Here is a 25277-nt window from a genome sequence, read left to right on the forward strand (position 1 = left end):
AGACTATCGATTTCCGGGGATAACCCGCGCAAAACATTCGGAAAGGCTCTCTCAGCGAATCGTATACCGCTGATACCTCGCGGAAACCTATGAATCGCCACACAGACATGCATAAAAAGGCGTGAAAAATTGTACTCAGACGTATTGCCACTACTATGGAAACTAAAGGTTTACATCGCAACACATATAAAACGTATACAAGCACAATCAGCATACGGCACACTTGAGCCCGCCACGGCAAAACATAGTCACAAGGAGATAACCGCATGGAAACGACCTGGGCTTCGCTCACTATCCCGTTGATAGTGGGTGCTCTGATAATCCTTATTCCGGGTCTTATCGTTGCTTTGGCTATGCGGCAGCGCGGTGTGGAGGCGTTAGGTCTTGCCGCCCCTATTTCCGTGGGTATTTTTGGGGTGAGCGCGATTTTTGCCTCCAAAGTGGGAGTGCGTTTTTCATTCCTGATTCCGCTCGCTTTCGCGGTTATTCTCGCCGGTCTGGGGTATTTGATTTGTCGTCTGCTTGGCAGTCGAGGCTGGCTAGATTTTCCCGCCCCGCAGGAACGGCGCGATCAACAGGAAAACACCGCAATTGTGCGTTCTGGCTGGTTTACCCCGCAGACTCTTGCGGCGGGGCTTAGCGTTCTCGTCGGCTTTATCTTGCTGTACATCAGCATTGCCCGCGCTATCGGACGCCCCGAGTATATTTCGCAGACCTATGACGTAAACTTTCACCTCAACGCCATTCGCTATATGGCAGATACGGGCGATGCTTCCTCGCTGACCATCGCAAATATGACCTCGGGCGGAGAAGCACCGACCTTCTATCCCGCCGTTTGGCATGGTATTGCCACGGTTATCTACCAGGTAACGGGCATAAGCGTACCCGCCACCGCAAACCTTATGAGCGTGTTGGTGGGGGCGGTAATTTGGCCGCTGTCGGTCATGTATTTGGTGCGTTCCACGATGCGCGCAAGCATTCCGGCTCTGCTCAGCGTGGGCGTTGTTTCGGCATCGTTTACGGCGTTCCCCATGCTGCTCATCAACTTCGGTGTGCTTTACCCCAATAGCCTGGGTCTTGCGCTTCTTCCCACCGTGCTGGGCCTATTCGCCCAGCTTCTGCGCACGGTACAGGCGCGCCGCATCGAGACAGTTCCGGCGCTGTACATGGGCTTTTTCATGGCGCTAGGGCTTGCGCTGGCGCATCCTAACGTCTTGATGACCATGCTCGCGCTCGCTCTGCCTATTATTTTGGTGCGTGCGGCGCTTCAGATTCGTGCGGCGTGGCGTGGCGAACTCAAGCCGCTTGTCTGCGTTATACAGTTAGTTCTCTTGGCGATCTACCCGATTACCCTAAATATCCTGTGGGGTATCATTCGTCCGCCTCGCGAGGCGGGCGGCTGGGAACCCACACAATGGGACAGCACGGCCGTGGGTGAAGCTCTTTTGAACGGTCAAATGAGCAATGGTTTGCTCTGGACCGTTTCCGTGCTTGCCTTCATGGGCGCGTACTATCTGCTGCGTACCCGAAGCATCGGTGTTTGGCTGCTGCTCAGCTGGGTGTATGTGATGTATTTCTATGTCGCCGCCCGGTGGATGGTCTGGGACGACGGGCGCGACTGGGTTTTGGGCGTGTGGTACCACGATCCGTTCCGCCTGGCCGCGAATGTGCCAATTCTGGCAGCGCCGATGGCCGTTGTTGGTGTGCACGCCGCGTATCAGTGGCTTAAGGCGGCGATTGCGGTCCTGGGCGAGCGCATCGCACCGCTTAAAGAACACGGCGGAATTATATCCTTGGCGCTGGCAGTTATTCTCTTGATTCCGCTGGGTATCAACCTGCAGACAGATCCTAATATCCAGGGTTACATTAAGGGCACCCAGGAACGGTATCTTCCCAAGTCAGACGCCTTACTCCTCTCGGCCGATGAACGTGACGTGATTGAGCATCTGCATGATTACGTGCCAACTGGAGAAACCGTAATTGTGCAGCCCTGGACCGGCAGCGCGGTGACGTATGCGCTTACCGGATATAAGGTGACGGCTGCGCATCCTCTGTACACAGCTACCCCCGATGCCCGCGAGATCTATCAGCACCTCAACGAGGCCGCCGATAATCCCGCCGTATGCTCTGCGGTGCAAAATTCAAAGGCATACTACTACCTGGACTTTAAGGGACGGGAGATTAACGAAGAGATTCGTGGAGACCACCATTCCCAGTACCCCGGTCTGGAAAATCTGCAGCAGAAAGGCGTTGCGGAGCCTGTGTACTCCAAGGGCGAGGCAACTCTTTACCGCATTACGGCTTGTGGCACCCCTCAGTAATGAGCGGTATTCCTTGTTGAGAACATACATACACGGTGGCAGCGGCGGCTGTCACGGGTGTTTCAATGCTCTCTGCCTTTGACTGATAGACTGAGTACAGTCATAACACGTGTATTCCAGTATCACCGAGAGGAATCCCCTACGCATGAGTTCAGAGAGTTCGCAGCCGATGCCGCGCACACTCGTCATTATGCCTGCGTGGAATGAGGAAGAGGTTATCGGTAACACCATCACTGAGCTCTTACAGAGGGTTCCCGAGGTAGATCTGGTTGTGGTGAACGACGGTTCCACGGATCATACCTCAGAAATTGCGCGCAGAGCCGGTGCTTTTGTGATCGATCTGCCCTACAACATGGGGGTAGGGGCGGCAATGCGCACCGGGTATAAATATGCTCGCCGAGCCGACTACGATTATGCGATGCAGGTGGATTCCGACGGTCAGCATGATCCTATGTGCATTCCAGATTTGATTGCGCACGCGCAGGATTGCGATATTGTTATTGGCTCCCGATTTGCGGGCTCGGGCGAATACAACGTATCCGGCCCTCGAAAATGGGCGATGAGCCTGCTTTCATACCTTTTCACCCGCGCCGCGAAAACCCCTTTCACCGATGTGACGAGCGGCTTCAAAATCGCCAACCGCAGAGGTATCAGGTTTTACTGTAAATTCCTGCCCGCCGAGTATTTAGGCGATACCATCGACGTTACCGCTATGGCTATTCGACAGGGTCTGCGTGTGAAGCAGACCCCCGTGAGAATGCGCGAGCGTCAAGGCGGAACACCTTCCTCAGGTCCGGTGAAATCGGCGGTTTATCTTGTTCGTTCACTTTTTGCCTACTGGATTTCGATGAACCGTAAAAAGACTGATAGGAAGGATCAGCATGAGCGCTAGTATATTCTTCCTTATCGTTGCGCTGTGTATTTGTACGCTTGTTATTATTCAGGTGCGCAACCTGAAGATGAAAGAAAAATATGCGGCCCTGTGGCTGGGCGTCGGTGCCGCCATTATTGTGCTGGGAATATTCCCCGGACTGCTGGACGGTATTACCGAATTTGTGGGTTTAACGCTGCCGGTTAACCTGCTCTTCCTGCTCTCTATCGTGCTGTTGATGTCCGTATGCCTGCACCTCACCTTGGAGGTCTCCAGGCTGTCGGAGAAGACGCGCATCCTTGCCGAAGAAGTGGCTATCTTGCGGGCGCTTCACGAGCAGCCCGGTGGTGCGCCAGCGCATCGCACCCCGCAAGATCCCGATCAAGACCCCCAAGACTCAACCTCTGGAGCTGAACACGATGACCGTTGATATCCTCTTCCCCTACTACGGCGATGTTTCAATGATGAAACAGGCTGTGCTCTCTATCGTGCGGCAGACCAACCCCGACTGGCGCCTGATTGTAGTGGATGACGGCTACCCGGACGAGTCTATTCCCGGCTGGTTTGCCTCGCTGAACGATGAGCGTATCACCTATATGCGCAATGAAACGAACCTGGGCGCAAACGCCAACTATCGTAAGTGTCTGACCTTCGTAGAGAACGACCTCGTAACCGTTATGGGCGCGGATGATGTGATGCTCCCCAACTATGTGCAGTGGTTGGTAGACTCCGCCGCCGCCCACCCAGAAGCCAGTATTTTCCAGCCCGGTGTGGTGGTTATTGACGAGAATAATGCGCTGTCTAATACCCTTGTGGAGCGCACGAAAGAACACTACCGTCCTGCGGCAGAGGCCGTTCTTCAGGGTGAGGAGCTCGCAGTTTCTCTGCTGCGCGGCGCCTGGTTCTATTTCCCCTCGCTCGGTTGGCGTGCTGAGGCTATCGTAGATACCGGATTCCGTGAAGGCCTTAACGTTATCCAAGACATGGCGCTTATCCTCGACATTACGATGCGCGGCGGCGCCCTCTACTACGATCCGCAGGTAGCCTTCATGTACCGGCGTCACGGAGGTTCCGACTCGTCATGGCGCGCCCTGGAAGGCACCCGCTTTGAAGAGGAACGCGGCTACTACAAGACGATGGCCGCCGAGATGGACGAGCTCGGGTGGAAGAAGGCGGCGCGGGTGGCGCGCATCCGCTTCTCATCCCGTGCTCACGCGCTGACGCTGCTTCCGAAGGCGGCCATGGCGAAGAAATGGCAGGGTGTGAAGAACCTTGCCGTTCATGTGGTGAAGTAAGGTCCAATGGCTGGCGCGAAGAACACACCCCAGGATGACCCCGCCCCAGAGAACATAACCCCCGAGAATACGGATCAGCAGGGCACAGCCGGCGGAACTATCAGCCGGTATCAATCGATGGCGCTTTTAGCGTCTTCGGTGCTGACGGCGCTGGCGACCTTAGGCACTACCGTTATCGCCAATCATGCGCTCGGCGGTATCCAGATGAAAGAGTTTCTGCTGTTCTGGGGTGCGCTCTTCGCGGTAACCGGTATTATTACGGGCATTCAGCCGGAGGTAACCCGCGCGGTTGGCGCAGCACGGCGTGACGGCGTGTACCGGGTGCGCGTGGTATATGTTGCCGGTGCTTTCGGTCTGTTAGCGGGGCTTCTCGTGGTGCTCACCTCCCCGCTGTGGGCGCACGATCAAATTCCTACGAATACCCCGTGGGCGGTAGGATCCATTGCCGCAGGTGTAGCCTTTTACGCATTGCAGGCAACCATGAGCGGTGCCAGTGCTGGGCGCGACAGCTGGTATCTCTTCGCCGGGATCGGTGCCCTAGAATCGGCGGGTCGTCTCGTGCTGATGATCGCCGCAGCATTCGCGGTTCCCACGCTCACGGGGCTGGAAGTCGCCACCGTAACCCCTATGGCGTTGTGGATACTTCTTGCCCTCTTTCTTCCCGGCGGGCGTAAAGCCTGGGCGGCACGCGCCGATATTGAGGTCAAACAGCTCAGCATGAACCTGATCTGGTCGTTCCTGTCCTCGGCATCCGCCGCTGTGATTATGATGGGTTTTCCCAATATTTTGGACGGCAGCGAGCCGAACCAGAGTGAACACACCAAACTCGTTATGGGTGCGCTCTTTTTGGCGATTTCTATTACGCGCTCGCCGATTATGATTCCCCTGCAGGCGTTTCAGGGGGTGGCTGTTTCGGCGTTCTTGAAGCAGCAGCATCGCCCGTTGGCAGCTTTTCTAAAGCCTGCTGTGGCGGTGCTGGGGCTCGGGGCGTTCGGCGCCGGTGCCGCATACCTGGTAGCTCCTATGCTTTTCAGGCTGATTTACCCGCCGGAAGCTAATCAGAATGATGCCTATACCGAAGTTATCACCGGTACAGTCATGGCGGTATTGGTTTTTGCCTCCGCCGTGCTGGCGTTAATTTCCCTGTCGGGGAATATGGTGTTGGCGATTGGGCGCCATCGTGCGTATGTAACGGGGTGGGCAACCGCCGCCGTGGTAGTTATCGCGGTAGCGTTTTTAGTTCCTCTTCCGGTGGTGGGGCGAGCCCTAGTTGCGCTCTATGCGGGCCCTATCTGCGGGTTCGTGGTGCATCTGGCAGCGATGAGGATTCACGCCCGTTCCGCGCAGGCGCTCAGTGAGGGCGAGGCTTTACGAGAAATGCTGGTTGAGAATACCGCACGAGGCGAAACCCACTAATACGTATAGAAAAGGGGCGGCTAAGATAAACCGCCCCTTGACGCTTTTATGAGAACTGTATGGGATGCCCCAGAGGATGCGGTATCTGAGCCGCTGCGGGCTCATCCGCCTGTGATGCGGGCGTATCTGATGTACTGTGCGTGGGTGGCGGGGATGATTCCCTGCGTTTGCTGCCCGTCACAATGGGATGCCGTGCCAGGTTCATCGCGGGTTTTTCGATAAACATCCAGGAAAGCCAGGCAACGCCGAAGGTGAGTATCAGATCCAAGAAAATATTGGCCGCTAAGCCCAGGGATACCGACCCGAGCATCACCAGAATTTGCTGTACTGGCCACGCATACACATATACGCCGTAGGAAATGTCATTGGTGCGCGCCCACGAAACCTTGATGGAGCATCCTAAACCAATGATTCCGTAAGCGAGAATAAGCTGGGTCCACTGCAAAACATCCGCATACGGCGCCAACCAGGTGAAATACACCCCGGCTGCAACGCACAGAACCGACAGCACCGGGTAAACCCTGATTTTGCGGCTCAGCAGGTAGAGTAGGGAACCCGCAAAGAAAAGCGGGTACATACGCGCCGAAGCGTTGAGGTCGCGCGGATGAAGCCCGAAGGCTTGGCTCATAAAGTCGTACCCCAGATATTGGTTACACAGGTAGTAGCTCAGGCTTATGAGGTATGCCAGCGGAATAAAGATTTTCAGATTCTTGCGAATAAAGGGCAGGTAAAAGAGCGGAAGTAATAGGAGGTAGCAGAAGAATTCATATTCTAGGCTCCAGACAGACCCATTCCATGAAGGAAATTCCAGAGGAACGTCAATGGGCCCGCCAAAGAGCGGATACTGAAGCGCCATCAGATCGTAATTGCTGCGAATGTAGTGAAGAGCATCTGCCCAGTCCCACCCCGTTGCGGCGTGCCCCGTTATGACCGAGATCGGGCCGCCAAGAGCAACCACAAAAAGAATAGAAACCCAATAACCGGGAAAAATACGGAGCACACGTTTAACAAGATAAGAACCTGCCCCGCTGCGGTAGGCGCTATGCGCAATTAGAAAACCTGAAATACAGAAAAATGCATTAACCGCATAGTCACCAAATACATAAAAGTTATGCACAAGAGGATGCTCACCTACTTTGGCGCCCATGACAAGGTAGGGTGTATGGGAGAAAATCACGCAAGAAGCGAGAATAAGTCTTAAAAAATTGAGTGAATTGGCACGCTCAAATACCCCTTCATAAAGCGTAGGGTATCTCTGTATGTTTTTATGCAGCACGCGGTTGCTCCTGAGTTATTAGATGATCTACAGTGACCATCAGTGAGTGACACAAACTACCTAAATTCTACCTGAACAGTGTGCTTTACATGATCTTATTTAACGGTAGAAATTTAACCCTCTTTCTCGGTGAGCTCATTTATATATTGAGAGCGAGTTTCCGCTTCCACAAAGTTCGCAGCGTTGCGTCAATATACTGTGGGTAAACCCCTCAGACGATTTCTCGGAGTAAAACTTATTAGGGCAGAATCCAGCGGCGTACCGGAGGAATGAGCCGCAGCATCCACACAATCGCGGCGGATAAAGCCCACACGAAGAGTGCATAGGGAACTTCCCACTGCACTTTAGTCAGCGAGAAGTTTACCGCCTCTAGAATTTGGATGATAAGAAGATGTACCAGATAAACCCCGAACGTGAGGGCCGCAAGGCGTTTTAGAATATTCTGCACCGTGGGCGATGCTTGACCAATGCGTGAATACTTGCAGAACACCAAAACCGCGCTTGCCCATAAAATTGCTGGAACTGCAAGGTATCCGTGTACCAGAGGCACGAATGTTGGGCGATGCTCAATTAAATAAGCACTGCCGAAGATAAATCCTCCTAATCCCACGATGCCCAACAGGTAAATAATGATGCGCCACGCACGAGAAAATTCGGTATTGGCAAGCGCATATCCAAGAAGACAGAACCCAAGATACCCGGTGATGGGTGCAACAAACTCGGGTAGGACGTGAGGGTAGATCAGGTGGATTGCCTGGGTGATAATCGGTAGGACAAGTCCGAGTGCCGCCATAAGCCAGAAGAATCCGGTGCGTGCCGTGGTAGTTTGTTCCGTCTGGACACCACGTATGGCGTAAGAGAAAATCGGAAGCACTAGATAGACGCCGACTAAGGCCTCAAGGTACCAGAAGGTGGCTGCCTCGCTGCTGGGAGCGACTAATGTTCGCAGAATTTCGTGAACTCCGGGAAACGGAGTAGAACCCGTCCACATATGCACGAAAAGATAGACCTGCGCCCATAAGATCATAGGAATCAGAATTTTGGTAAAACGCTTGCGATAGAACGTTCCTATAGACTCGCGGCGAGTAAAATCCAAGAGGTTAATGCCGGTCGCCATAAAGAATAGAGGAACTGCCGCAACCCCGAAGCCAGATAGGATATTTTCAACCCACCATGCCGAAGATGACGGATTATCCGGGGTAATAAAACGCACATGCAGGAGCACCACCCACATGATTGCCACCGAATTGATGAGGTCAAGGTACACACGGCGCTGCTTTGACGATTTTGTTCCCTTAAGGTGAAGGGAATTATCGCGTGTGGAGCCTACCATACCAACCCTTTGTGTTCTATGACTGTTGTTTATGCTTATAGATACGTGACAGTACCAAAATTCATATTCTACATTTTATAAGTACGTTTTATATATATTCCGTATAGAACACGGTAGAGTTTTGGGGAAGTTTTAAGAAGTACTCCCGCTGCTCCAAAGACTCGATTGGTGCGAAGCGCTGTGAGCGCTTGTGCATAGGTGAAACCTTTGCGGCATTCACGTAGTATCTCTCGCGCACCGTCACCGCCGACCACTAATGCTTGCTGGGCGTTGTTAAGAAACGCAAGAACTCGCGCGACGGTTAGGGCTTTTTGCGCATCGGGTTTGCTGCGGTGCTCTCCGAGAGCATCCTCAAAATATGCGATAAGACGGTGCGTTTCTTCTACCGGGGTGATGCGACTCCACGTCAGACTGTCTGGAGTTACGGAGTAGTTGTAGAGAGGATCGTCTATCACTGATACGCTCTGTGCCGTCAAGTAGCACTTGAGGAGAGCGCATTCATCTTCGGCGCGCTCAATATCGGGGTAACGAACATTATTGAAAAGAGAACGGCGAATGATTTTATCCCAGGCATAGGGGGAAAGTTCATCTTGCAGAAGCTCGTAAGCTGCTTGTTCACCGGTGCGTATACCCGGTGTACCCTTGAGACGTTTAGTCTTGTGCCCCCGCGTATCTACCATGTTATGAGCACAATTCACCACGTCTGCCCCGGTAAGCTCAGCCTGCTGATGTAGCCGTTCCAAAAAGGTAGGTTCGAGGGCATCATCGGAATCGGGGAAAACTACCCATTCACCCCGTGCATGTTCGAGCCCCTGATTACGCATAGCAGAGAGGCCTTTGTTGTTGGGGTTGTTGAAGATGTGGATGCGGGTGTCGGGGTTTTTCTTGTGGTATGCGGTGATGATGTCGGCGGAGTCATCGGGGGATCCGTCGATCATGATGAGCAGTTCAAAGTTGGGGTCTGTTTGGTTTCGGACGGATTGTATGGCGTTGATGACGGTGTTGGCGGTGTTGTAGACCGGCATGATGATGCTGGTACGAGGGGTACGCATAAAATTTTTCCTGGATCGATAGGGTTAAAGGCCGTAGTTACGTTTGACATAAGCGCCGTAGAGCACCCGGTATAGCTTTGGCGAGAGCTTCAAGAGAGCACCCGCAGCGCCCATGAGCGGGCGTGAACGCAGAGTCGCAAAAACCTGACCCCACGAAAGCTGTTTCCGGCATGCGGCGATAACGCCGGGTGCATCCGAACCGCCGGCAAGAAGTGCCTGCTGCGCATTATTGAGAAAGGTGACGCTTGTAGATGCGGCAAAAGCGTTTTTACCTCGCGGGGTTTTCAGTAAATCTCCGGCAACGCGGCGCATATAGTCGGTGTGGCGAATACTCTCTTCAACGGGTGTGATGCGCCCCCAGGTCAGCCCGCCCTGTTCCATCCTGTAGGTGTAGAGGTGATCGGTGATGCCGACTAGGCGTTTTGCCTTCATGCAGCAGGCGAAGACGACGAGGGCATCTTCGGCGCGATGAATATCTTCGGCGAACCGCACCCCATCAAATAGCTGGGCACGGAAGATTTTATCGCACATGAACCCGGTGTAGCGGTCTTCCAAAAACTCAATGGCAATATCTTCGCCTTCGTGCACTCCGGGGGTAACTTTTGCCCGGTGCACTTCGGTACCGTCGCTGTGTCTGATGGTATGCCCGCATACGGCGATGTCGGCATCGTGAGTGCGCGCCGCCTCGTGAAGTTTTTCGAGGAATTCGGGGTGATATTCGTCGTCTGAGTCGATGAAGGTGATCCATTCGCCGCGGGCGGTGTCGAGTCCTTGGTTGCGTACGGCGGAGACGCCTTTGTTTTCGGGGTTGTTGAAGATGTGGATGCGGGTGTCGGGGTTTTTCTTGTGGTATGCGGTGATGATGTCGGCGGAGTCATCGGGGGATCCGTCGATCATGATGAGCAGTTCAAAGTTGGGGTCTGTTTGGTTTCGGACGGATTGTATGGCGTTGATGACGGTGTTGGCGGTGTTGTAGACCGGCATGATGATGCTGGTACGAGGGGTACGCATAGGATCTCCGTCTTCGTAGGGTAGTCTGCTACTCATGCTACCGCGAGTATAAGAGTTTACCTATCGGAAGCATGTTTAAGACGGATAAAGCTCCCGCAGGCTCCCCTGTAGGCGCGGGGAATCTGCGGGAACTTCTAGCGCCTGAGAAAGCACAGGCTCTAAAACCTCGGATAGATTCTTAGACGCCTTCCTCTCGGGTGATCTTCTCTAGCAGCGGCAGAATGCCGGGGCGTTTTTTGCCGGTTTTGGAGGGAGCACGTATTACCTGCGTTGTGAAACGGAATGTGAGGCGCTCTCAGCCGCGTGCGAGGTTCGTTCTGCGCGCCAGTTTAACCACAACCTGATGACGGTTAGCGCCAGCGCAGCCCAGGCGCTCGCCTGCTCTTGGCTGAGCAGGCCGTACACCTGCAGAAGAGTGGCTACCGCAGGAATGATCGCGTTGAGATGCTTAAACCAGTTGAACCGCTGAACTGCTCGTCGTTTTTGCTGGCGCGGTTTTTGTGTGCGTGTCATATCGTCCTTTCTGCTGGTTGAGATGCGGCGGCGGGCGGCAGGTTCTATCTAGAGGGGTATGCTGTGGGACCTTGTGACAGCATACCCGAAACGAAAGAAAAAGTCATGCGTTTTGATTGAATTATTAATGCAAAATACGATTAAAACCCTGATATTTCGGGCAGAATGAACGACTTTGTAATATTTATGACCCGAAAAATAAATCAGTCTGCTAGACTGGTGGCATGGCTATCGGTGACTACATCAAATACAAGACAGGACTCTCCCAGCGGGCGCTCGCTGCCGAACTCGGCATGAACCCCAACGCTATTCAGCGGCGATTCTCGGGCGCTGGAGTGATGGATGTAGAAACCCTTGTCAAGATAGCCGACCGCTTCGGGCTTGACCTGCTCGACCTCATGGTCGAAAGCGGGCTTATCACCACCGCTCGCGCCAAATCCCTGCGGGTGGGCGGGTCTATTCGCGATGTTTCCAACGAAGACTTAATGGGCGAGGTGCTGCGCCGCATGACGGCGGTGCAAACTCGGGAACAGCCGATGCGCGCTACGGTACCCCCCACCACCCCCGTGGAGGCGCCTGCTGCTGCATCCGCACAAGCTGGGCGAGCAGTCGCGGGTGCCGTGAGCGGTGCATCCGGCGAAAGGGATCGCAAATACACGGCAGAGGACTACGCCCTGGCCGCAAAGCGCGGCGAAATCTATGACAGCGAGGAGGGATTCTTTGGTGCCTAGCTACGATCCCTACACTCACGCACACACGCTCGGGGTCGATATCGTCTGGGGAACGCCCGGGCACGGAATGCTCGGTCGCTACGACCACGCCAGCCGCACTATTACCCTGCGCGAAGGAATGCGCACCCGGCAAGAACGTTCCGTACTTGCCCACGAACTCGTGCACGCCGTGCGTGGAGATGAGCACGACGCCTGGGATGCATCCTACAGTGCTCGCCGTGAGCGCAGCTGTGACCTGCTCGCCGCAGAAAACCTGATCGACCCGGAGGACCTGCGCCGCGCCGCCGCCTTCTACCCGGATAACCTGCCCGCGCTTGCCTATGAGCTTGACGTGACTGAGGAGCTTTTGGTGATTTACTTGGATGCGCATCCGCTTACCGTGGCGCAGGCGTAGCTTTAGCGAGGGCTCGCTGTCGCTAGAAGCAGCGCTATTTCGGGTATTCGGGTGAGCAGAAATTTCGGGAGCATTTTCTTCATCTGGGAGCACTTAAGCCGCTCCCGCATGAAGAAAATGCTCCCGCTTTATGGGCGAGTGTATTGCTGCCGGCACCCATTCTTTGTGTGAGGAATGCGTTTCTGTATCTTCTATAACAGATAGCTGTTATTATTAAGGCATCTGCTATAGAAAGGATAATCTCATGAAAGCCCTCAACATCACGCAGTACACCGGCATCGACGGGCTGCAGTACCAAGACGTGCCCGAACCCACCCCAGGCCCCGGGCAGGTTACCATTCGCGCAGAATACGCGGGAGTCGGGTATGTTGATGCGCTTCTCGCCGAAGGCATGGCAGAGCTTCCGCTTCCCTGGGCGCCGGGCATCGAAGCCGCGGGGCGCATCCATGCCCTCAGTGAAGGAGTAACCGGCCTGCGCGTGGGAGACAAGGTTGCGGCTCCGCTGACTCTGTTGGGTTCAGGAGGCGGCTTCGGTCAAATCTGCCTGGCGCAGGCAAACCTTGTGGCACCCCTGCCTGCGGGCATGAACCCGGCATTGGCGGCGGTCGTTCCTGCTAATACCCCTACAGCCCTTGCGGCGCTCGAACGCACGGCGCGCCTGCAGCCTGGCGAACACGTGCTGGTGCAGGCCGCTATGGGCGGTCTGGGCACGCAATTCGGGCAGGTCGCCAAGCTTATGGGCGCCGGAAAGGTGGTCGGCATTGTCAGTACCGAAGAAAAACGCCGACTCGCCCTCGACCTCGGCTACGACGAGGTGTGGCTGCGCGATGAACTTGCGGATAAGAGCGGGCGGCAATTCGACGTGATTATCGACCCGGTTTCTGGGCGTGACCGCCCCGAACTCCTTAAACTTCTGCGTTTCGAGGGGCGGCTGATCGTGGTGGGCAACGCCGCTCAAGACGGGGATCAGACGGTGGGCACCAATACCTTCTGGTTCGACGGCATTAGCATGATGGGCTTCAACATAGGGCTGCTCTCCAATGCCTACCCCGATATTTCTACTGCCTATCTGCGCCGCGCTTTGGCGTTGGTTGCATCCGGCGAGGTGACGGTGCCAATTCAGGAAGAAGTCGATATTCGCGACGGTGCCCAGGCTTTAGAGCGGCTTCGCGCCGGTAAAACTATCGGAAAGTTCGTCTTCAGGCACGAACCATACGGGGAATAAGACCAAACGGGAGGATAGATAAAAATTCCGGGGGCGATGGTTATGGCTTTGAAGAATGCACTTCCAAGGCAAACCATCGCTCCCGGAACTGTGTTCATGACACGCACTCGGAATAAAGGCCCTCATTGCATGCAGCTTTCCGGCTAAAAACATGACAGACACCGGAATACATGCAAACACCATAAATACGGGTTTAATGCCTCAAAAACAACGCGAAAAGCCTCAAATATTGCTTAGAGCAGAAGCATATGTGATTTATCTCCGCAATAAAAATATTTTCCTGCCGGATTTCCCTAAAATGGAAGCCTACACCGGTGTACAGGGTATAAGCTAGGAAGAGATTACACACAACGCCGTATAAAACACAGACAGAACGTCACAGAGAAGTGATACAAACTTCGGAGGCATACCTTGTCAGTGAATGACAACGCTATGAAACGCTGGTCTGGCGATGATGCGTGGATTGAACAGTATTACCAGAACAGCCCCGTTGAAGACCGAGAAGTCTTCTCAACGGAAGAACTAGAAGAGTTAGCGCGAGCGCACCGTGCGCTCGCTGAGACGCGCGAACCCAATACCCCTGCGGTTACCGTGCATAACGACGAATACTCCACCACGCTGCTCGTCGTCACTGACGATATGGGGTACCTCGTCAGTTCCCTCACCGCTGAAATCGCCTCAGACTTCGGCGGCGTCTACTCGCTCTTCCACCCCATCTTTATCGTGGATCGCGACCCCAACGGAAAACTTCTCTCGGCACGCGGTGCCGGTCGTGCCAGTAACCTTGCCAGCGGCGATACCGCAACCTACGGGCTGCCTGTGCTCTCAGCGAAGGACGGCAAGCTCACGGCGCATCCCATGATCGAGTCTTGGATCGCGATTCGCCTCACCCGCAAGCTCAACGACGAAGACAGCGACCGCCTGCGCGCTACCGCCCTGAAAATCCTCGACGATATTAAAGCCTGCGAAACCGATGCCGAAGCCATGGCCGAGCGCGTGAACACTATCGCCGAATCCCTGGATGCGCTGCGCGGCATAACCCTCGGCGAAGGCGAAGAATCTTTCACCGCGCATCCCGGCGGTAACGAACCTTCCTCACGTATTGAAATCGCACAGGACTTTTTGCGCTGGCTCACCCGCGGTAACTTCCTCTTTATGGGTATCAAAGAGCGTCTGCTCGACGGCTCCTCGGGGGTACTCGAACTGGCAGACCGCCCTCACTCGGCACTGGGTATCCTGCGGTCCACCGAAGGGCAGCACCGCATCCGGCTGGAAAACGACACCCTCGCTCGCGCGCTCAGGCCGCGCCCACTCTACATTACGAAGGCGAACACCCGCTCCACCATTCAGAGTACCGACTACCTCGACTACATTGGGGTGCGCCGCTTCAACGCGAGCGGGCGCGTGGTCGGCGAATACGTGATTCTGGGGCTGTTTACCCGCCAGGCATACTCTCTGCCAGCCATAGAAACCCCGCTCATTCGCGAACGTATCGCCATGGTGCGCCGTCGCCTGGGATTCCACCCCGGCTCTTACTCCGATAAGATGCTCATCGGCTTCATCGAAGACTACCCGCGCCTTGAGCTCATGCACGCCACGGTGAATACACTCACCGAAACTTTCCGCGGCATCATGGGCCTGGAGGAACGGCGCAAGACCCGTCTCTTCCTGCGCCCCGACCAGTTCGCACGGTTTATCTCCGCGGTGGTGTATCTGCCGCGCGATCGGTACAACACCTCTGTGCGCACCCGCATCCAGCAGGTATTCCGCGAAGAATTTGATTTAACCGCCATCGACTACCAGATTTACCTCTCGGCATCGTCGCTGGCGCGTGTGTTTTTCCGCATCCGGCTCGCCGACCCGAACGTCGTGCCGGATGTTGATGTAAGCGCCCTTGAGAAGCGCCTGCAAGCCGCTACCCGCTCCTGGGGAGAGGCTACCGCCGCCGCGCTTGAGGGCTGGAAACCCGGTGCAGAAGGACGCCGGCTCGCCTCCGCCTGGGCGGAAGCCGCGCCAGCAACCTACCGCGCCGACTACGAAGTAGAAAACGCGATCGAGGATATTGTGATTTTTGAATCTCTCTCGGGCGATACCCAGAGGCCCGCCGCTATCAAAGTCGAGACCGGCGACTTAGCTACCACCCGTCTGAAGACCTACCTGTCAGCACCGCATACCCTCACCGAGCTACTCCCGGTGATGCAGAATATGGGACTGGTCGTCGTTGACCAAAGGCCCTACGAGTTCGCGCCCGAAGATGGGCAGGACTACGGATACCTGTACGACTTTGGTGTGCAGTTCCCCGAAGGTGTAGACCCGCACGCTGTTGCAACGCTTTACGAGGATGCGCTCAACGCTTACCTGTTGGGAGAACGCGACTCCGACACCCTGGACCGGCTTATTCTGGCCCATGGGCTCACCTGGAAAGAAGTCCGCTTCTTCCGCGCCTTCAACCACTACCTGATTCAGCTGGGCCTGGGCTACACGCCGTCGTTCATGTCAAATACGTTGATGGCGTACCCGCAGATCGCAAAGCTCTACGTCCAGTTCTTCCACACCAGCTTCGACCCGAACAACGGGCTTACCGACGAGCAGCGCGAAGCTCAACGCGAAGAAATCCTGGAGCAGATTCGCGAAGAGCTCAACAAGATTCCAACCCTGGACGCCGACCGCTACCTGCGCTCGCTCCTGAAAATTCTCAAGGCTATTCTGCGCACCAACGCATACTTGGGTCGAGAAGCGCTTGCGTTCAAAATTGCGCCCGAGCAGATCGATTTTGCGCCTCTGCCGCACCCCAAGTTCGAGATTTTCGTGTACTCCCCGCGCGTGGAAGGCGTGCACCTGCGCTTCGGCAATGTGGCACGTGGCGGTCTGCGCTGGTCCGACCGCCGCGACGACTTCCGCACCGAGGTGCTGGGTCTGGTCAAGGCGCAGATGGTCAAGAACGCCGTTATTATTCCAACCGGCGCCAAGGGCGGTTTCTACCCCAAGCAGCTGCCCGATCCCGCCGTGGACCGCGACGCCTGGATTACCGAGGGTCGCGAATCCTACAAGGTCTTTATCCGCTCCCTGCTGGATGTGACCGATAACCTCTCCGTTGCCACCGACGGCACCGAAACCGTAGTACGCCCTGAGGGTGTGATCGCCCGCGACGGTGACGACTACTACCTGGTGGTTGCCGCCGATAAGGGGACTGCCGCATTCTCGGATACTGCAAACGCGATCAGCGCCGAGTATGGGTTCTGGCTGGGCGATGCGTTCGCATCCGGCGGCTCGGTTGGCTACGACCACAAGGCGATGGGTATTACCGCCCGCGGCGCGTGGGAGTCCGTCAAACGTCACTTTGCCGAGCTCGGTCACGACTGCCAGAGCGAAGAATTCACCGCCGTGGGTATTGGCGATATGTCCGGCGATGTTTTCGGCAACGGCCTGATGCGCTCCGAGAAAACCCGCCTGGTCGCCGCCTTCGACCACCGCGATATTTTCCTGGATCCAAACCCGGATCCCGCCGTCTCCTTTGAGGAGCGCGTGCGCCTGTACAAGCTGCCGCGTTCTTCGTGGCAGGATTACAACCGCGAGCTGATTTCTGAGGGCGGCGGCGTGTATTCGCGCGGTTTGAAGTCCATTGAGATCACCCCGCAGGTGCGCGAGGTGCTGGGTCTTGAGGACGATGTTACCGAGCTGGCACCCTCCGAGCTGCTTTCCGCGATTCTGAGGGCTCCGGTTGATCTGCTCTACAACGGCGGTATTGGTACTTACGTGAAGGCATCTACCGAAACGAACGCGCAGGTGGGTGATAAGGCAAACGACGCCCTGCGCGTGAACGGCAACGAGCTGCGCGCCAAGATCGTGGGCGAGGGCGGCAACCTCGGCTTCACCCAGCTGGGTCGTGTGGAGGCTGCACGCAACGGGGTCATCATCAATACCGACGCCATTGACAACTCCGCAGGTGTGGAAACCAGTGACCGCGAGGTGAATATCAAGATTCTGGTGGACCGCCTAGTGGCACGCGGCGAGCTTTCGCCGGATGAGCGCGCATCGTTCATCGAATCCCTGCGGGACGAAGTCGGCGCCAAGGTGCTTGAAACCAACGTTGAGCAGAATGTTCTGCTGCAGGGCGAGTTCAACTACGGCACGTTGGGCATCGATGTCTACAAGCGCCTGATGCGCGACCTCGAAAAGCACGCCGGTCTGAACCGCACCGTCGAGTTCCTGCCCACGGATAAGGAACTGCAGGCACGGTTTGACACCACCGGTGAGATGCTGACCCGCCCTGAGCTTTCCGTGCTGGCCGCCTACGTGAAGATTTACCTCACACACGCTCTGGAAGAGACTGACTTCGCAGACGATCCCTACCTGGAGGGCCTGCTGCGCGAATACTTCCCGGCACCTCTGGTGGAGCGTTTTGGTGAGTACCTGAATTCGCACCCGCTGCGCAAGGAGATTATCTGCACCCGCGTTGCCAATGAGATGGTGAACCTGGGCGGCATCACCTTCGCTTACCGCGCGGTCGAAGAAACCAGCGTTGGGGTGGATGCGGTCGCCCGCGCCTTCATCGTTGCCCGCGAGCTCTTCGAGCTGGGTAAGGCCGCGAAGCTGCACCGCGAATTGCCCGCACACACCGCCCTGGATGCATGGAACACCGTGCTGCACGATGATCAGCGTGTTCTTGACCGCGTGGTGCGTTGGTTTATCGCCGAGCGCGGCGTGGTTGCGGGCAACCCGCTCAGCTCCCTGCTGGAACGCTTTGGCGATGTGGTGGAGCTTCGCAAGAACCTGCCCGCATACCTCTCGGATGTTTCCCGCGCACGGGTTCGTTCCAAGCGCGATGCTGGCGAGGCTTGGGGTCTTCCCGAAGAACTCATCGTCATCTGGATTCGCGGCTTCGAGGGTTACGCCCTCCTGGATGTTATTCGCTCTGCACGCGATAACGGCTTCAAGGCGGTTGAGCTGGCACCGATTTACTTCGCAACCTACGACCGCTTCAAGGTTGATGAGCTGCTCGGCCTCATCAGCGAGCTGCCCCGTAACGACCGTTGGGAGACCCTCTCTCGCCAGGCCCTGCGCGGCAGCCTCTACGAGACCGCCGCAGAGCTTGCAACATCGGTGGCTGAGGAAGACGCAGGCCACGCGCCAAGCAACCCCGAGGGGGCTTTGCAGGCGTTGGATTCCTGGATTAAGAACCACCCGACTCGTGTGGGCAATATCGACCGCATCTTTGAAGAGGTTCGCAATGCCGAGCCCGACAGCGCATCGCACCCGCGCCTAGCCGTGATCTCGGTGGCGCTGCGAACCCTGTCGAGCGCGTCCTAAATCTCTTCTTAAGATATAACAAAAGCTGTTCCCTCTCCGCCCGCGTGTGGGTGGGGCAGGGAACAGCTTTTTGCTGTCGTGTCGCGGTGTGACGCTGATTAAAATGAAGAATATTTTTTAGCCGATATTCCGCTATTTATCAGGGATTTTTAAGTATTTCAGCGCATGGCGCGTGAGATATTTTTGTGCACATCTGACGGTAAACCCCGCAAACTTGGTTCGGTACCGCTATACTCAAGTAGTAGTGAAACCTTGTGATGCACGTATGCGGCTTCCCCTGCCTTAAAAAGCGAGGAATATGTGGCATAAATCCCAGTTGCGGGCTGCGTGTCAAAAATAGTTTACACGTATACAATACAAGGGGTTGAAATCCCGAAAACCGATCACCTAGTCGTTCAGCGCAGTTTTTCCTGCGCGTAGCCCATCCCTGCCCTTAAACCACAGGTACAGGGGCAATATACATATAGGCATTAGGTGAGAATAGCGCTGAAAGAAGTTCCCGTCTTGTCTTCCCACCATGCAGACATCCCGAAAAACCGCTGGAGCTGGAGACTCCTCTACAATTTTCTTCTCTATGTATCTCCCGTTGCACTCCTAACAGTCGCATTCCCGTTCGTAACCCCCATTCTCAGCAAGAACTATGTGGGGTCGGTGCCGCTTATCCAGATTATTCTGGCGGCATCCATCGTGGTTCCCTGGTTAAGCCAGGCGGTATGCATGCCTATTTACCGCGCCCTCGAATCCGAACATCTGAAAGTTGAAGATGCGCGCCGCGAAGTTCAGGAAGAAGCGGCAATTCTCAAACGGGACCATAAATCCAAAGAGGCGCAAGAACTTCTTGCTACTCTCGATACCGACCCGAAATATCAGCATATTAGCGAGCTGAGGGCGTTTAGCCGCCACTGGGGCTACCTCTATCTGGTGGGCCTGCCCATCGCGTTCCTTTTCGCCATTCCCGTGGTGCTTGTGCTGCACTGGGATATGGTGGCGCTGGTATCCTTCCTCTTTTTGAGTATGCTCAACGTTGCCTATGCGCAGCTGCTTATTGTGCCGAACGTGGCGAAAAACCGTCCGCTGTGGTTCTTCGCATGGTTGGGCTACACGATTGTTCTGCTGACGTTGCCGACCGTGTGGTTCCTGCCTCCGCTGGTAGGGTCGGCCATTCTGTTCAGCGGTATTGGGCGTGAAATTAAGCAGCTGTTCCACTTCAGCCGCCTTCCGCTAGGTGCCGCCTACCGCGACGTTATTCGCGGCCTGCTGACCGGTTCTATCCTCTGGGCTGATAAATACGTGCTCTTCTTGGTGACGAACGGCAAGATCGACGTTATCGCCATTTACATGAGCCTGGTTCCCTGCGTGATCGCCTACAACTACTTCTTCGTGGTTGAATCTAACCGCGTGAACGGCTCTATTCAGCGTCTGTGGACCCTCTTCAATAAACTTCCCTTCAATGAAATTGAGCCGGAGGCGCACGCTGTAGTGCGTATTTCTCACGCCTCCGTGCGCAATACGTTGATTGTCTCAGTTATCTGCTCGGTCATTACGGGCATTCTGATGTATATCTTCGTACCGAACACCTTCCCGCTCGCCTATGCGGGGCTGACGGTGGCATGGTTGTTCCTGGCTATGGCGCTCTTCATCTATCAGCTGGAATACATGACCATGTTTAAGACTGTGCACATTATCGGTGCGGTACACCTGCTGATCGTCACTGTCGCCTTTTCAATCATCCCGAACGATGGCGGTTATCTGCCCATCATTATCGGCGAAGCAATTCTCGCCCTCGTCACATGGATACTCTACCGTCGTGCCTGGGCTAATCCCGAATACTCACTCTTCTGGCGTCGTGCCCTAGCCTGGTAGATGAGAGGTCATATACATTGATAAACACCGCAATGCGTAACCACTATGCCCCGCTGCAATTGCCCGCGCCGGGACCCCGAACACCCGACCCTGATTATCCTGAGGTCGATGTTGCGCTGGTGATGGAATCGACCTACCCCTACCTTAAGGGCGGGGTTTCCGCAGTGGTTCACGATATTATCGTGGAAAACCCGAGCATCAGCTTCGGAATTATTCATATTTCTTGGGATAGTAAACAGGAACTTAAAGACCTGTATGGTATGCCCGAAAACGTCAAATGGGTGAAGGTGATCTACCTGAGCCTGGAGGAGCATAAGGAAGAATTCGCCCAAGAATGTAATCCGAAAAACCTCAAGATGAATCGTCGCCAACGCAAGAAACTGGTGGCGAGACTTATGAGCGCTTTCGATGCTCTTATACACGGCGATGTAAACCCGCTCTGGTCGTTCTACGATGAAGGAATTAACCCCCGCACCCGCACCTACTCACTCTTCGCCCTCACCGGCACCCGCGAGTTTATGGAGGCAGTCGGTAACTGGGGCTTCCTCGCACAGGTTCCGTTCGGCGAACTCTTCTGGGAGATCCGTAACTTCGTCTCTATCGTGTACGCCCTGCTACATGAGCGCCTGCCCTATGCCCGCGTGTACCATGCCCACACCACCGGCTACGCCTCACTTTTGGGCGCTGCGGGTGCGCGCGATTACGGCACCAGCTTCCTGCTGACCGAACACAACCTGTATGTGCGCGATACTATCAACACCAAGCTGGAACGCAATATGGCCAAGCCCGTCACCACGGATTACGCCTTCCTGAAGGAGCCGCGCGATAAACCCGAGCTGGGTCCCGTCACGCTCGAAGAGACCGCATGGTGCGTCTGGTTCCTGGAAATGGGACGTTTCTGCTACCCCAGCGCCGATATGGTGACCTATCTGTACCCCAAAGCGATTGAGGAGGCGCGCGGTATCGGTGCGCCCATCGACCAGTACAACGAGGGTGAAGAAGACCGCGCGGTCGTGCTGCCGAACGGTATGCTTATCGAGAGCGTGTATCCGGCGTATGTGGGGCGTCAGACTGCCCGGGCGCGCATCCTGGCGGAGGGGCGCGGGCACATGTGGCGTTTTGTGTTTATCGCGCGTGTGGTGCCCATTAAAGGGCTCACAGACCTAGTGAAGTCGCTTGCGCTGCTGCGTGATGCCGGGCTCGACAACTTCCACCTGGATGTGCTCGGGCCGAAGAACCACATGCCGGAATACTATGAGTTGTGCGTGCGCACGATCGAAGAGCTCAATATGGGCGACTTCATTACCTTCCACGGCACCGTGAAGGTGCGCGAAATGCTGGACCGCTTCGACGTTCTGCTCATGCCCAGCTACAACGAAGGTCAGCCCATTGTGGCGCTGGAAGCGATGGCGGCATCCATTCCGCTGGTGAGTACCGATGTGGGCGGTATGTCGCAGCTGATTGATGATGTGCTGGTCACCTCGGATGGCAGTGAAATAGGTAACTGCGGTATTCTAACCATTCCGGGCGATGTTGAAGGCTTCACGCAGGCGCTTCGCACCATGATGGAGGAGCCCAGCATCTATGAGCGGTACTGTGTTAACGCTTACAACCGAGTTGTAAAGTTCTTCCAACTTCGCCTGGTTATGGACCGTTATGACCAGATATACCGTAAGCTAGGTAAAATACCTCAGCGAGTTACGGAGCAGATTGAAGAATGAGCGATAATTCTCTACGAGCCGGCACTCCGGGAAAATTTGGTGCCTGGATTCGATACGGCGGCGACCCTATATCGGAAGAGCAGCTGGCCTTTGCGGCGCAGAACTATGCGGTAGCTATTCTGCAGCCCTGGGAGCTGGATGCGGCACGCTACCTCAAAGAGCAGTCGCCTAATATGGTGCTACTTGCCTATAAGTGCCTTTCTTCCAGCCGCGCCTATGAACCCGGCCCCATCTACTCTTCGGGTGTCTCTTATAAATACGCGCAAGATCTTCTGAACACAACCGGTAAGGATTTGTTCGCCCGCCGCCTAGACGGCTCTCTGATCGAGTGGTCGGGGTACTGGCAGCACTACCAGATGGCGGTGTGGAGTGCAGACTACCGCTGGCAGTGGGTGCACTCCGTGGTGGAAGAACTGCGTAACTCGCCCTTTGACGGCGTAATGGCTGATAACGACGTAGAGAATGATTATTACGGACTGAACCTGCCGATTCAGGGCGTTGAAAGCATCACCACGATTCGGCAGCATCTCGATTTCTTGATCTCTTTCGCCGGTATTGAGCTGAATAAGATCGGCAAAATCCTGGTGCCTAATATTGCCGAATCGCGCCTGCGCTGGGGCAAATGGGAGAGCCACAGCGCCTACGGCGGCGGATTTGAGGAAGTGTGGCTCGGCTGGGGCGCACAAGAATTCCTCAGCGGCGCCTACGCCACCATGCAGGGAAACCATATTGGGCGCGGTGCTGAAGGTCTGGTAACGCTGAATGCGGTGCAGGACCGCTCGGGCGATGCCTACGGCGCTGTGAATACCCAGCAGTCCCTTCCTAAGGTCACGATTTTGCGCACCCCGCACGGGTACTCGACATCGCCGATTAGCGGCACGGATGAGAATCTGTTGTATGGTCTGGCTGGGTTCTGGGTTTTTGGAGGCGGTCGCTTTACCGGTATCAACGCAACTCAGCATGATGCCTATGATGGTACTCCGAACGCGCCCGAGCTGTCCTTTGACTTGGGGGCTGCATCCGGTGAGATTGAGGCTCAGGACAGTGTGCAGACCCGTGCTTTCACGCACGGCTGGGCGGCTCTGAATACGAGCGATCGCACCACGATGGTGCGCGTGCCGCAGGATCAAGGGCTCGTAGATGCGCAAAACAACGCGGCACCGGCCACCCTCACCCTAGAAGGCCACCGCGGGGTTATTTACCGTAAGCGGTAATTTTACGGTCTCTTGCTATAGCGTAGATACGGCGGTATTCTGTACCCTGCCCGGGGTGGGAATACCGCCTATCTGTTACATGTACTGACAACAGACCGGAATGAAGTCCGTTGCATGTCAAGAAACGGGCTGATTCACAGCGCAGCAGCCCTGTACTGTGGAACAAGCGGTTGGAGACAGCCAACCATTCTCGTGGTGCTGAGTTTAAGGAGTGAATTACAGTGAATATTCTTTTGATCGACGGCGGTAAAGCATTTGGACACTCGGCGGGTCGCCTGAACCACACCCTGCATCAAACCGCTCGTGATACGTTATCGGCGCTCGGTCATCATGTGCGAGAAACTGTGATTGACGACGGGTACGATATTCACCAGGAAGTAGAAAAATTCCAGTGGATGGATGCGGTCATCTGGCAGATGCCCGGTTGGTGGATGCATGAGCCGTGGACCGTGAAAAAATATATGGACGAGGTGTTTACCACCGGCGCGGGCACCCTGTACGCTAATGATGGTCGCAGCAGCGCCAACCCCACTGAAGGATATGGCACGGGCGGTCTTCTTCAGGGGCGGCGGCATATGCTGTCGTTGACGTGGAACGCGCCTCGCGAAGCTTTTATCCGGGAGGGTGACTTCTTCGAGGGAGTCGGGGTAGATGCCCTCTACATGCATTTTCATAAAGCCAATGAGTTCTTGGGGACTACCCAATTACCCACCTTTATTTGCAATGATGTGATTAAAAATCCGCAGGTCGAACAGTATATCGCTGACTATACTGCCCACCTCAACGAGGTCTTCGGTCGGGCGTAAGGGTTTAAGCCTGCATACCCTCATAAGCATTAGGGAGGGCGGCATCACGTGAAAGCTGACCGCATAGAATCGGATGCAGATTTCTCTATCGCATCATGTCATCACCAGGAAGGTAGTTAAGATTATGGCTGCTGAAAACAATGAACGTTATCTGCGTGGGAAAGAGGTACTTGCCCGGGTAGAGCAGAACCCTCACGGATCTATTCTTGATAGCTTAGCTTCTTTTTCGCCTGACTTAGAACGGTTTGTCGTGGAGTTTGGGTATGCAGATGTTTTTGATCGGGAAGGTTTATCCGATCAGGCCCGCCAGCTCATCACCATATCTGCTCTGGCCGCACTTGGGAATGCAGCTCCGCAGCTGGAATTCCACATTAATGGTGCCCTCAATGTGGGCTGTTCTCCTGAACAGATTATCGAGACTTTTATCCATGTGACCATATACGCTGGTTTCCCCGCTGCATTAAATGCCGTCTCTGTTGCCCGTAAGGTTTTCACCGAACGCGGTATTGACGTGAACTTAGATACGCATAGCACCGAGCCTGACAAGCGTTTCGAGGTAGGCTCTTCGTATCTTGAGCGTGTAGATGGAGCTGGTGGCGAGGCTGTGGTTGAATCGCTTCAAGATATTGCACCAGATTTAGGCCGCTACATTGTCGAGTACTCATTTGGCGATGTTTATTCTCGACCCGGGCTGAGCCTGTGGGAACGCGAACTGGTCTCTGTGGCTGCGTGCAGCGCTTTAGGAACGTGCGTGCCTCAGCTGCATGTTCATATCAACGGCTTCTTGAATGTAGGCGGCACTCAAGACGAACTTGTGGAACTGATGATTCAGATAGCGGTCTATGCAGGATTCCCCGCCGCCCTAAATGCTATCGCCAGTTTGCGGAAAGTATTAACGGAGAATAATGCATAATGACGATGCGCG

Annotated in this window: 20 protein-coding genes; 15 read left to right on the top strand and 5 right to left on the bottom strand. The window is 55.4% G+C overall.

All coding sequences use genetic code 11. From position 1 onward, the window contains the following. Positions 1–266 precede the first annotated feature (266 nt). The 5 genes from HMPREF2609_RS01445 (at position 267) to HMPREF2609_RS01465 (ending at position 5903) form a co-directional block, all read left to right on the top strand. Complete coding sequence (locus tag HMPREF2609_RS01445; RefSeq protein ID WP_070534582.1) at positions 267–2321, top strand: DUF6541 family protein; 2055 nt, start codon at positions 267–269, stop codon at positions 2319–2321. Positions 2322–2466: 145 nt separating this feature from the next. Continuing rightward, positions 2467–3213, top strand: coding sequence for a glycosyltransferase family 2 protein (locus tag HMPREF2609_RS01450; RefSeq protein WP_070534584.1), 747 nt, complete (start codon positions 2467–2469; stop codon positions 3211–3213). Next, a complete protein-coding gene (locus HMPREF2609_RS01455) occupies positions 3203–3622 on the top strand; it encodes a DUF2304 domain-containing protein (RefSeq protein WP_004005880.1) in 420 nt (139 codons plus the stop codon). The genes HMPREF2609_RS01450 and HMPREF2609_RS01455 overlap by 11 nt, the downstream gene beginning before the upstream one ends. After that, positions 3612–4487 carry a glycosyltransferase family 2 protein gene (locus HMPREF2609_RS01460; protein WP_048752599.1) on the top strand — a complete coding sequence of 292 codons (876 nt, stop codon included), beginning with the start codon at positions 3612–3614 and terminating at the stop codon, positions 4485–4487. Before HMPREF2609_RS01455 ends, HMPREF2609_RS01460 begins: the two co-directional genes overlap by 11 nt. A 6-nt stretch (positions 4488–4493) precedes the next feature. Beyond that, entirely contained in the window at positions 4494–5903 is a 1410-nt protein-coding gene (locus HMPREF2609_RS01465) for a hypothetical protein (RefSeq protein WP_070534586.1), read from the top strand. 46 nt (positions 5904–5949) lie between these two features. Here the strand turns inward: HMPREF2609_RS01465 and HMPREF2609_RS01470 are convergent, their stop codons facing one another. The 5 genes from HMPREF2609_RS01470 to HMPREF2609_RS01490 form a co-directional block, all read right to left on the bottom strand. Continuing rightward, positions 5950–7179, bottom strand: coding sequence for an acyltransferase family protein (locus HMPREF2609_RS01470; RefSeq protein ID WP_246825530.1), 1230 nt, complete (start codon positions 7177–7179; stop codon positions 5950–5952). A 238-nt stretch (positions 7180–7417) separates the two neighbouring features. Continuing rightward, positions 7418–8512, bottom strand: a complete 1095-nt coding sequence (locus tag HMPREF2609_RS01475) for an acyltransferase (RefSeq protein ID WP_070534588.1) — start codon at positions 8510–8512, stop codon at positions 7418–7420. Positions 8513–8580: 68 nt separating this feature from the next. Further along, a complete protein-coding gene (locus tag HMPREF2609_RS01480; RefSeq protein WP_070534590.1) occupies positions 8581–9564 on the bottom strand; it encodes a glycosyltransferase family 2 protein in 984 nt (327 codons plus the stop codon). Positions 9565–9588: 24 nt separating this feature from the next. After that, positions 9589–10575 (bottom strand): glycosyltransferase family 2 protein, encoded by a 987-nt coding sequence (locus tag HMPREF2609_RS01485; RefSeq protein WP_070534592.1) that lies wholly within the window; start codon positions 10573–10575, stop codon positions 9589–9591. 261 nt (positions 10576–10836) lie between these two features. Continuing rightward, a complete protein-coding gene (locus tag HMPREF2609_RS01490) occupies positions 10837–11088 on the bottom strand; it encodes a hypothetical protein (RefSeq protein WP_070534637.1) in 252 nt (83 codons plus the stop codon). A 224-nt stretch (positions 11089–11312) separates the two neighbouring features. On the opposite strand from HMPREF2609_RS01490, the gene HMPREF2609_RS01495 reads away from it, so the two are divergent. From HMPREF2609_RS01495 to HMPREF2609_RS01535, 10 genes are all read left to right on the top strand, one after another. Continuing rightward, positions 11313–11819: a helix-turn-helix domain-containing protein gene (locus tag HMPREF2609_RS01495; protein ID WP_070534639.1), complete on the top strand. Its 507-nt coding sequence runs from the start codon at positions 11313–11315 to the stop codon at positions 11817–11819. Next, the gene (locus HMPREF2609_RS01500; RefSeq protein ID WP_048755387.1) at positions 11812–12213 is read left to right on the top strand and encodes an ImmA/IrrE family metallo-endopeptidase; all 402 of its coding nucleotides are present in this window, start codon (positions 11812–11814) and stop codon (positions 12211–12213) included. Before HMPREF2609_RS01495 ends, HMPREF2609_RS01500 begins: the two co-directional genes overlap by 8 nt. A 244-nt stretch (positions 12214–12457) precedes the next feature. Continuing rightward, positions 12458–13438 carry a quinone oxidoreductase family protein gene (locus tag HMPREF2609_RS01505; protein WP_070534641.1) on the top strand — a complete coding sequence of 327 codons (981 nt, stop codon included), beginning with the start codon at positions 12458–12460 and terminating at the stop codon, positions 13436–13438. A 151-nt stretch (positions 13439–13589) separates the two neighbouring features. Continuing rightward, positions 13590–13772, top strand: a complete 183-nt coding sequence (locus tag HMPREF2609_RS10860) for a hypothetical protein (RefSeq protein WP_168162143.1) — start codon at positions 13590–13592, stop codon at positions 13770–13772. Positions 13773–13870: 98 nt separating this feature from the next. Further along, positions 13871–18748 carry an NAD-glutamate dehydrogenase gene (locus HMPREF2609_RS01510; RefSeq protein WP_246825531.1) on the top strand — a complete coding sequence of 1626 codons (4878 nt, stop codon included), beginning with the start codon at positions 13871–13873 and terminating at the stop codon, positions 18746–18748. 504 nt (positions 18749–19252) lie between these two features. Then, positions 19253–20611 (top strand): hypothetical protein, encoded by a 1359-nt coding sequence (locus tag HMPREF2609_RS01515; protein ID WP_239664803.1) that lies wholly within the window; start codon positions 19253–19255, stop codon positions 20609–20611. A 32-nt stretch (positions 20612–20643) separates the two neighbouring features. After that, positions 20644–22332 (top strand): GT4 family glycosyltransferase PelF, encoded by a 1689-nt coding sequence (pelF, locus tag HMPREF2609_RS01520; RefSeq protein ID WP_048755385.1) that lies wholly within the window; start codon positions 20644–20646, stop codon positions 22330–22332. Then, positions 22329–23546 (top strand): putative glycoside hydrolase, encoded by a 1218-nt coding sequence (locus HMPREF2609_RS01525; protein ID WP_048755384.1) that lies wholly within the window; start codon positions 22329–22331, stop codon positions 23544–23546. The genes pelF and HMPREF2609_RS01525 overlap by 4 nt, the downstream gene beginning before the upstream one ends. A gap of 221 nt (positions 23547–23767) precedes the next feature. Further along, positions 23768–24352: an NAD(P)H-dependent oxidoreductase gene (locus tag HMPREF2609_RS01530; RefSeq protein WP_013398083.1), complete on the top strand. Its 585-nt coding sequence runs from the start codon at positions 23768–23770 to the stop codon at positions 24350–24352. A 124-nt stretch (positions 24353–24476) separates the two neighbouring features. Next, entirely contained in the window at positions 24477–25265 is a 789-nt protein-coding gene (locus HMPREF2609_RS01535; protein WP_048755382.1) for a carboxymuconolactone decarboxylase family protein, read from the top strand. Positions 25266–25277: the final 12 nt, after the last annotated feature.

The organism is Rothia sp. HMSC058E10 (assembly GCF_001809415.1).
In the GTDB taxonomy this organism is placed as follows: Bacteria; Actinomycetota; Actinomycetes; order Actinomycetales; family Micrococcaceae; genus Rothia; species Rothia dentocariosa.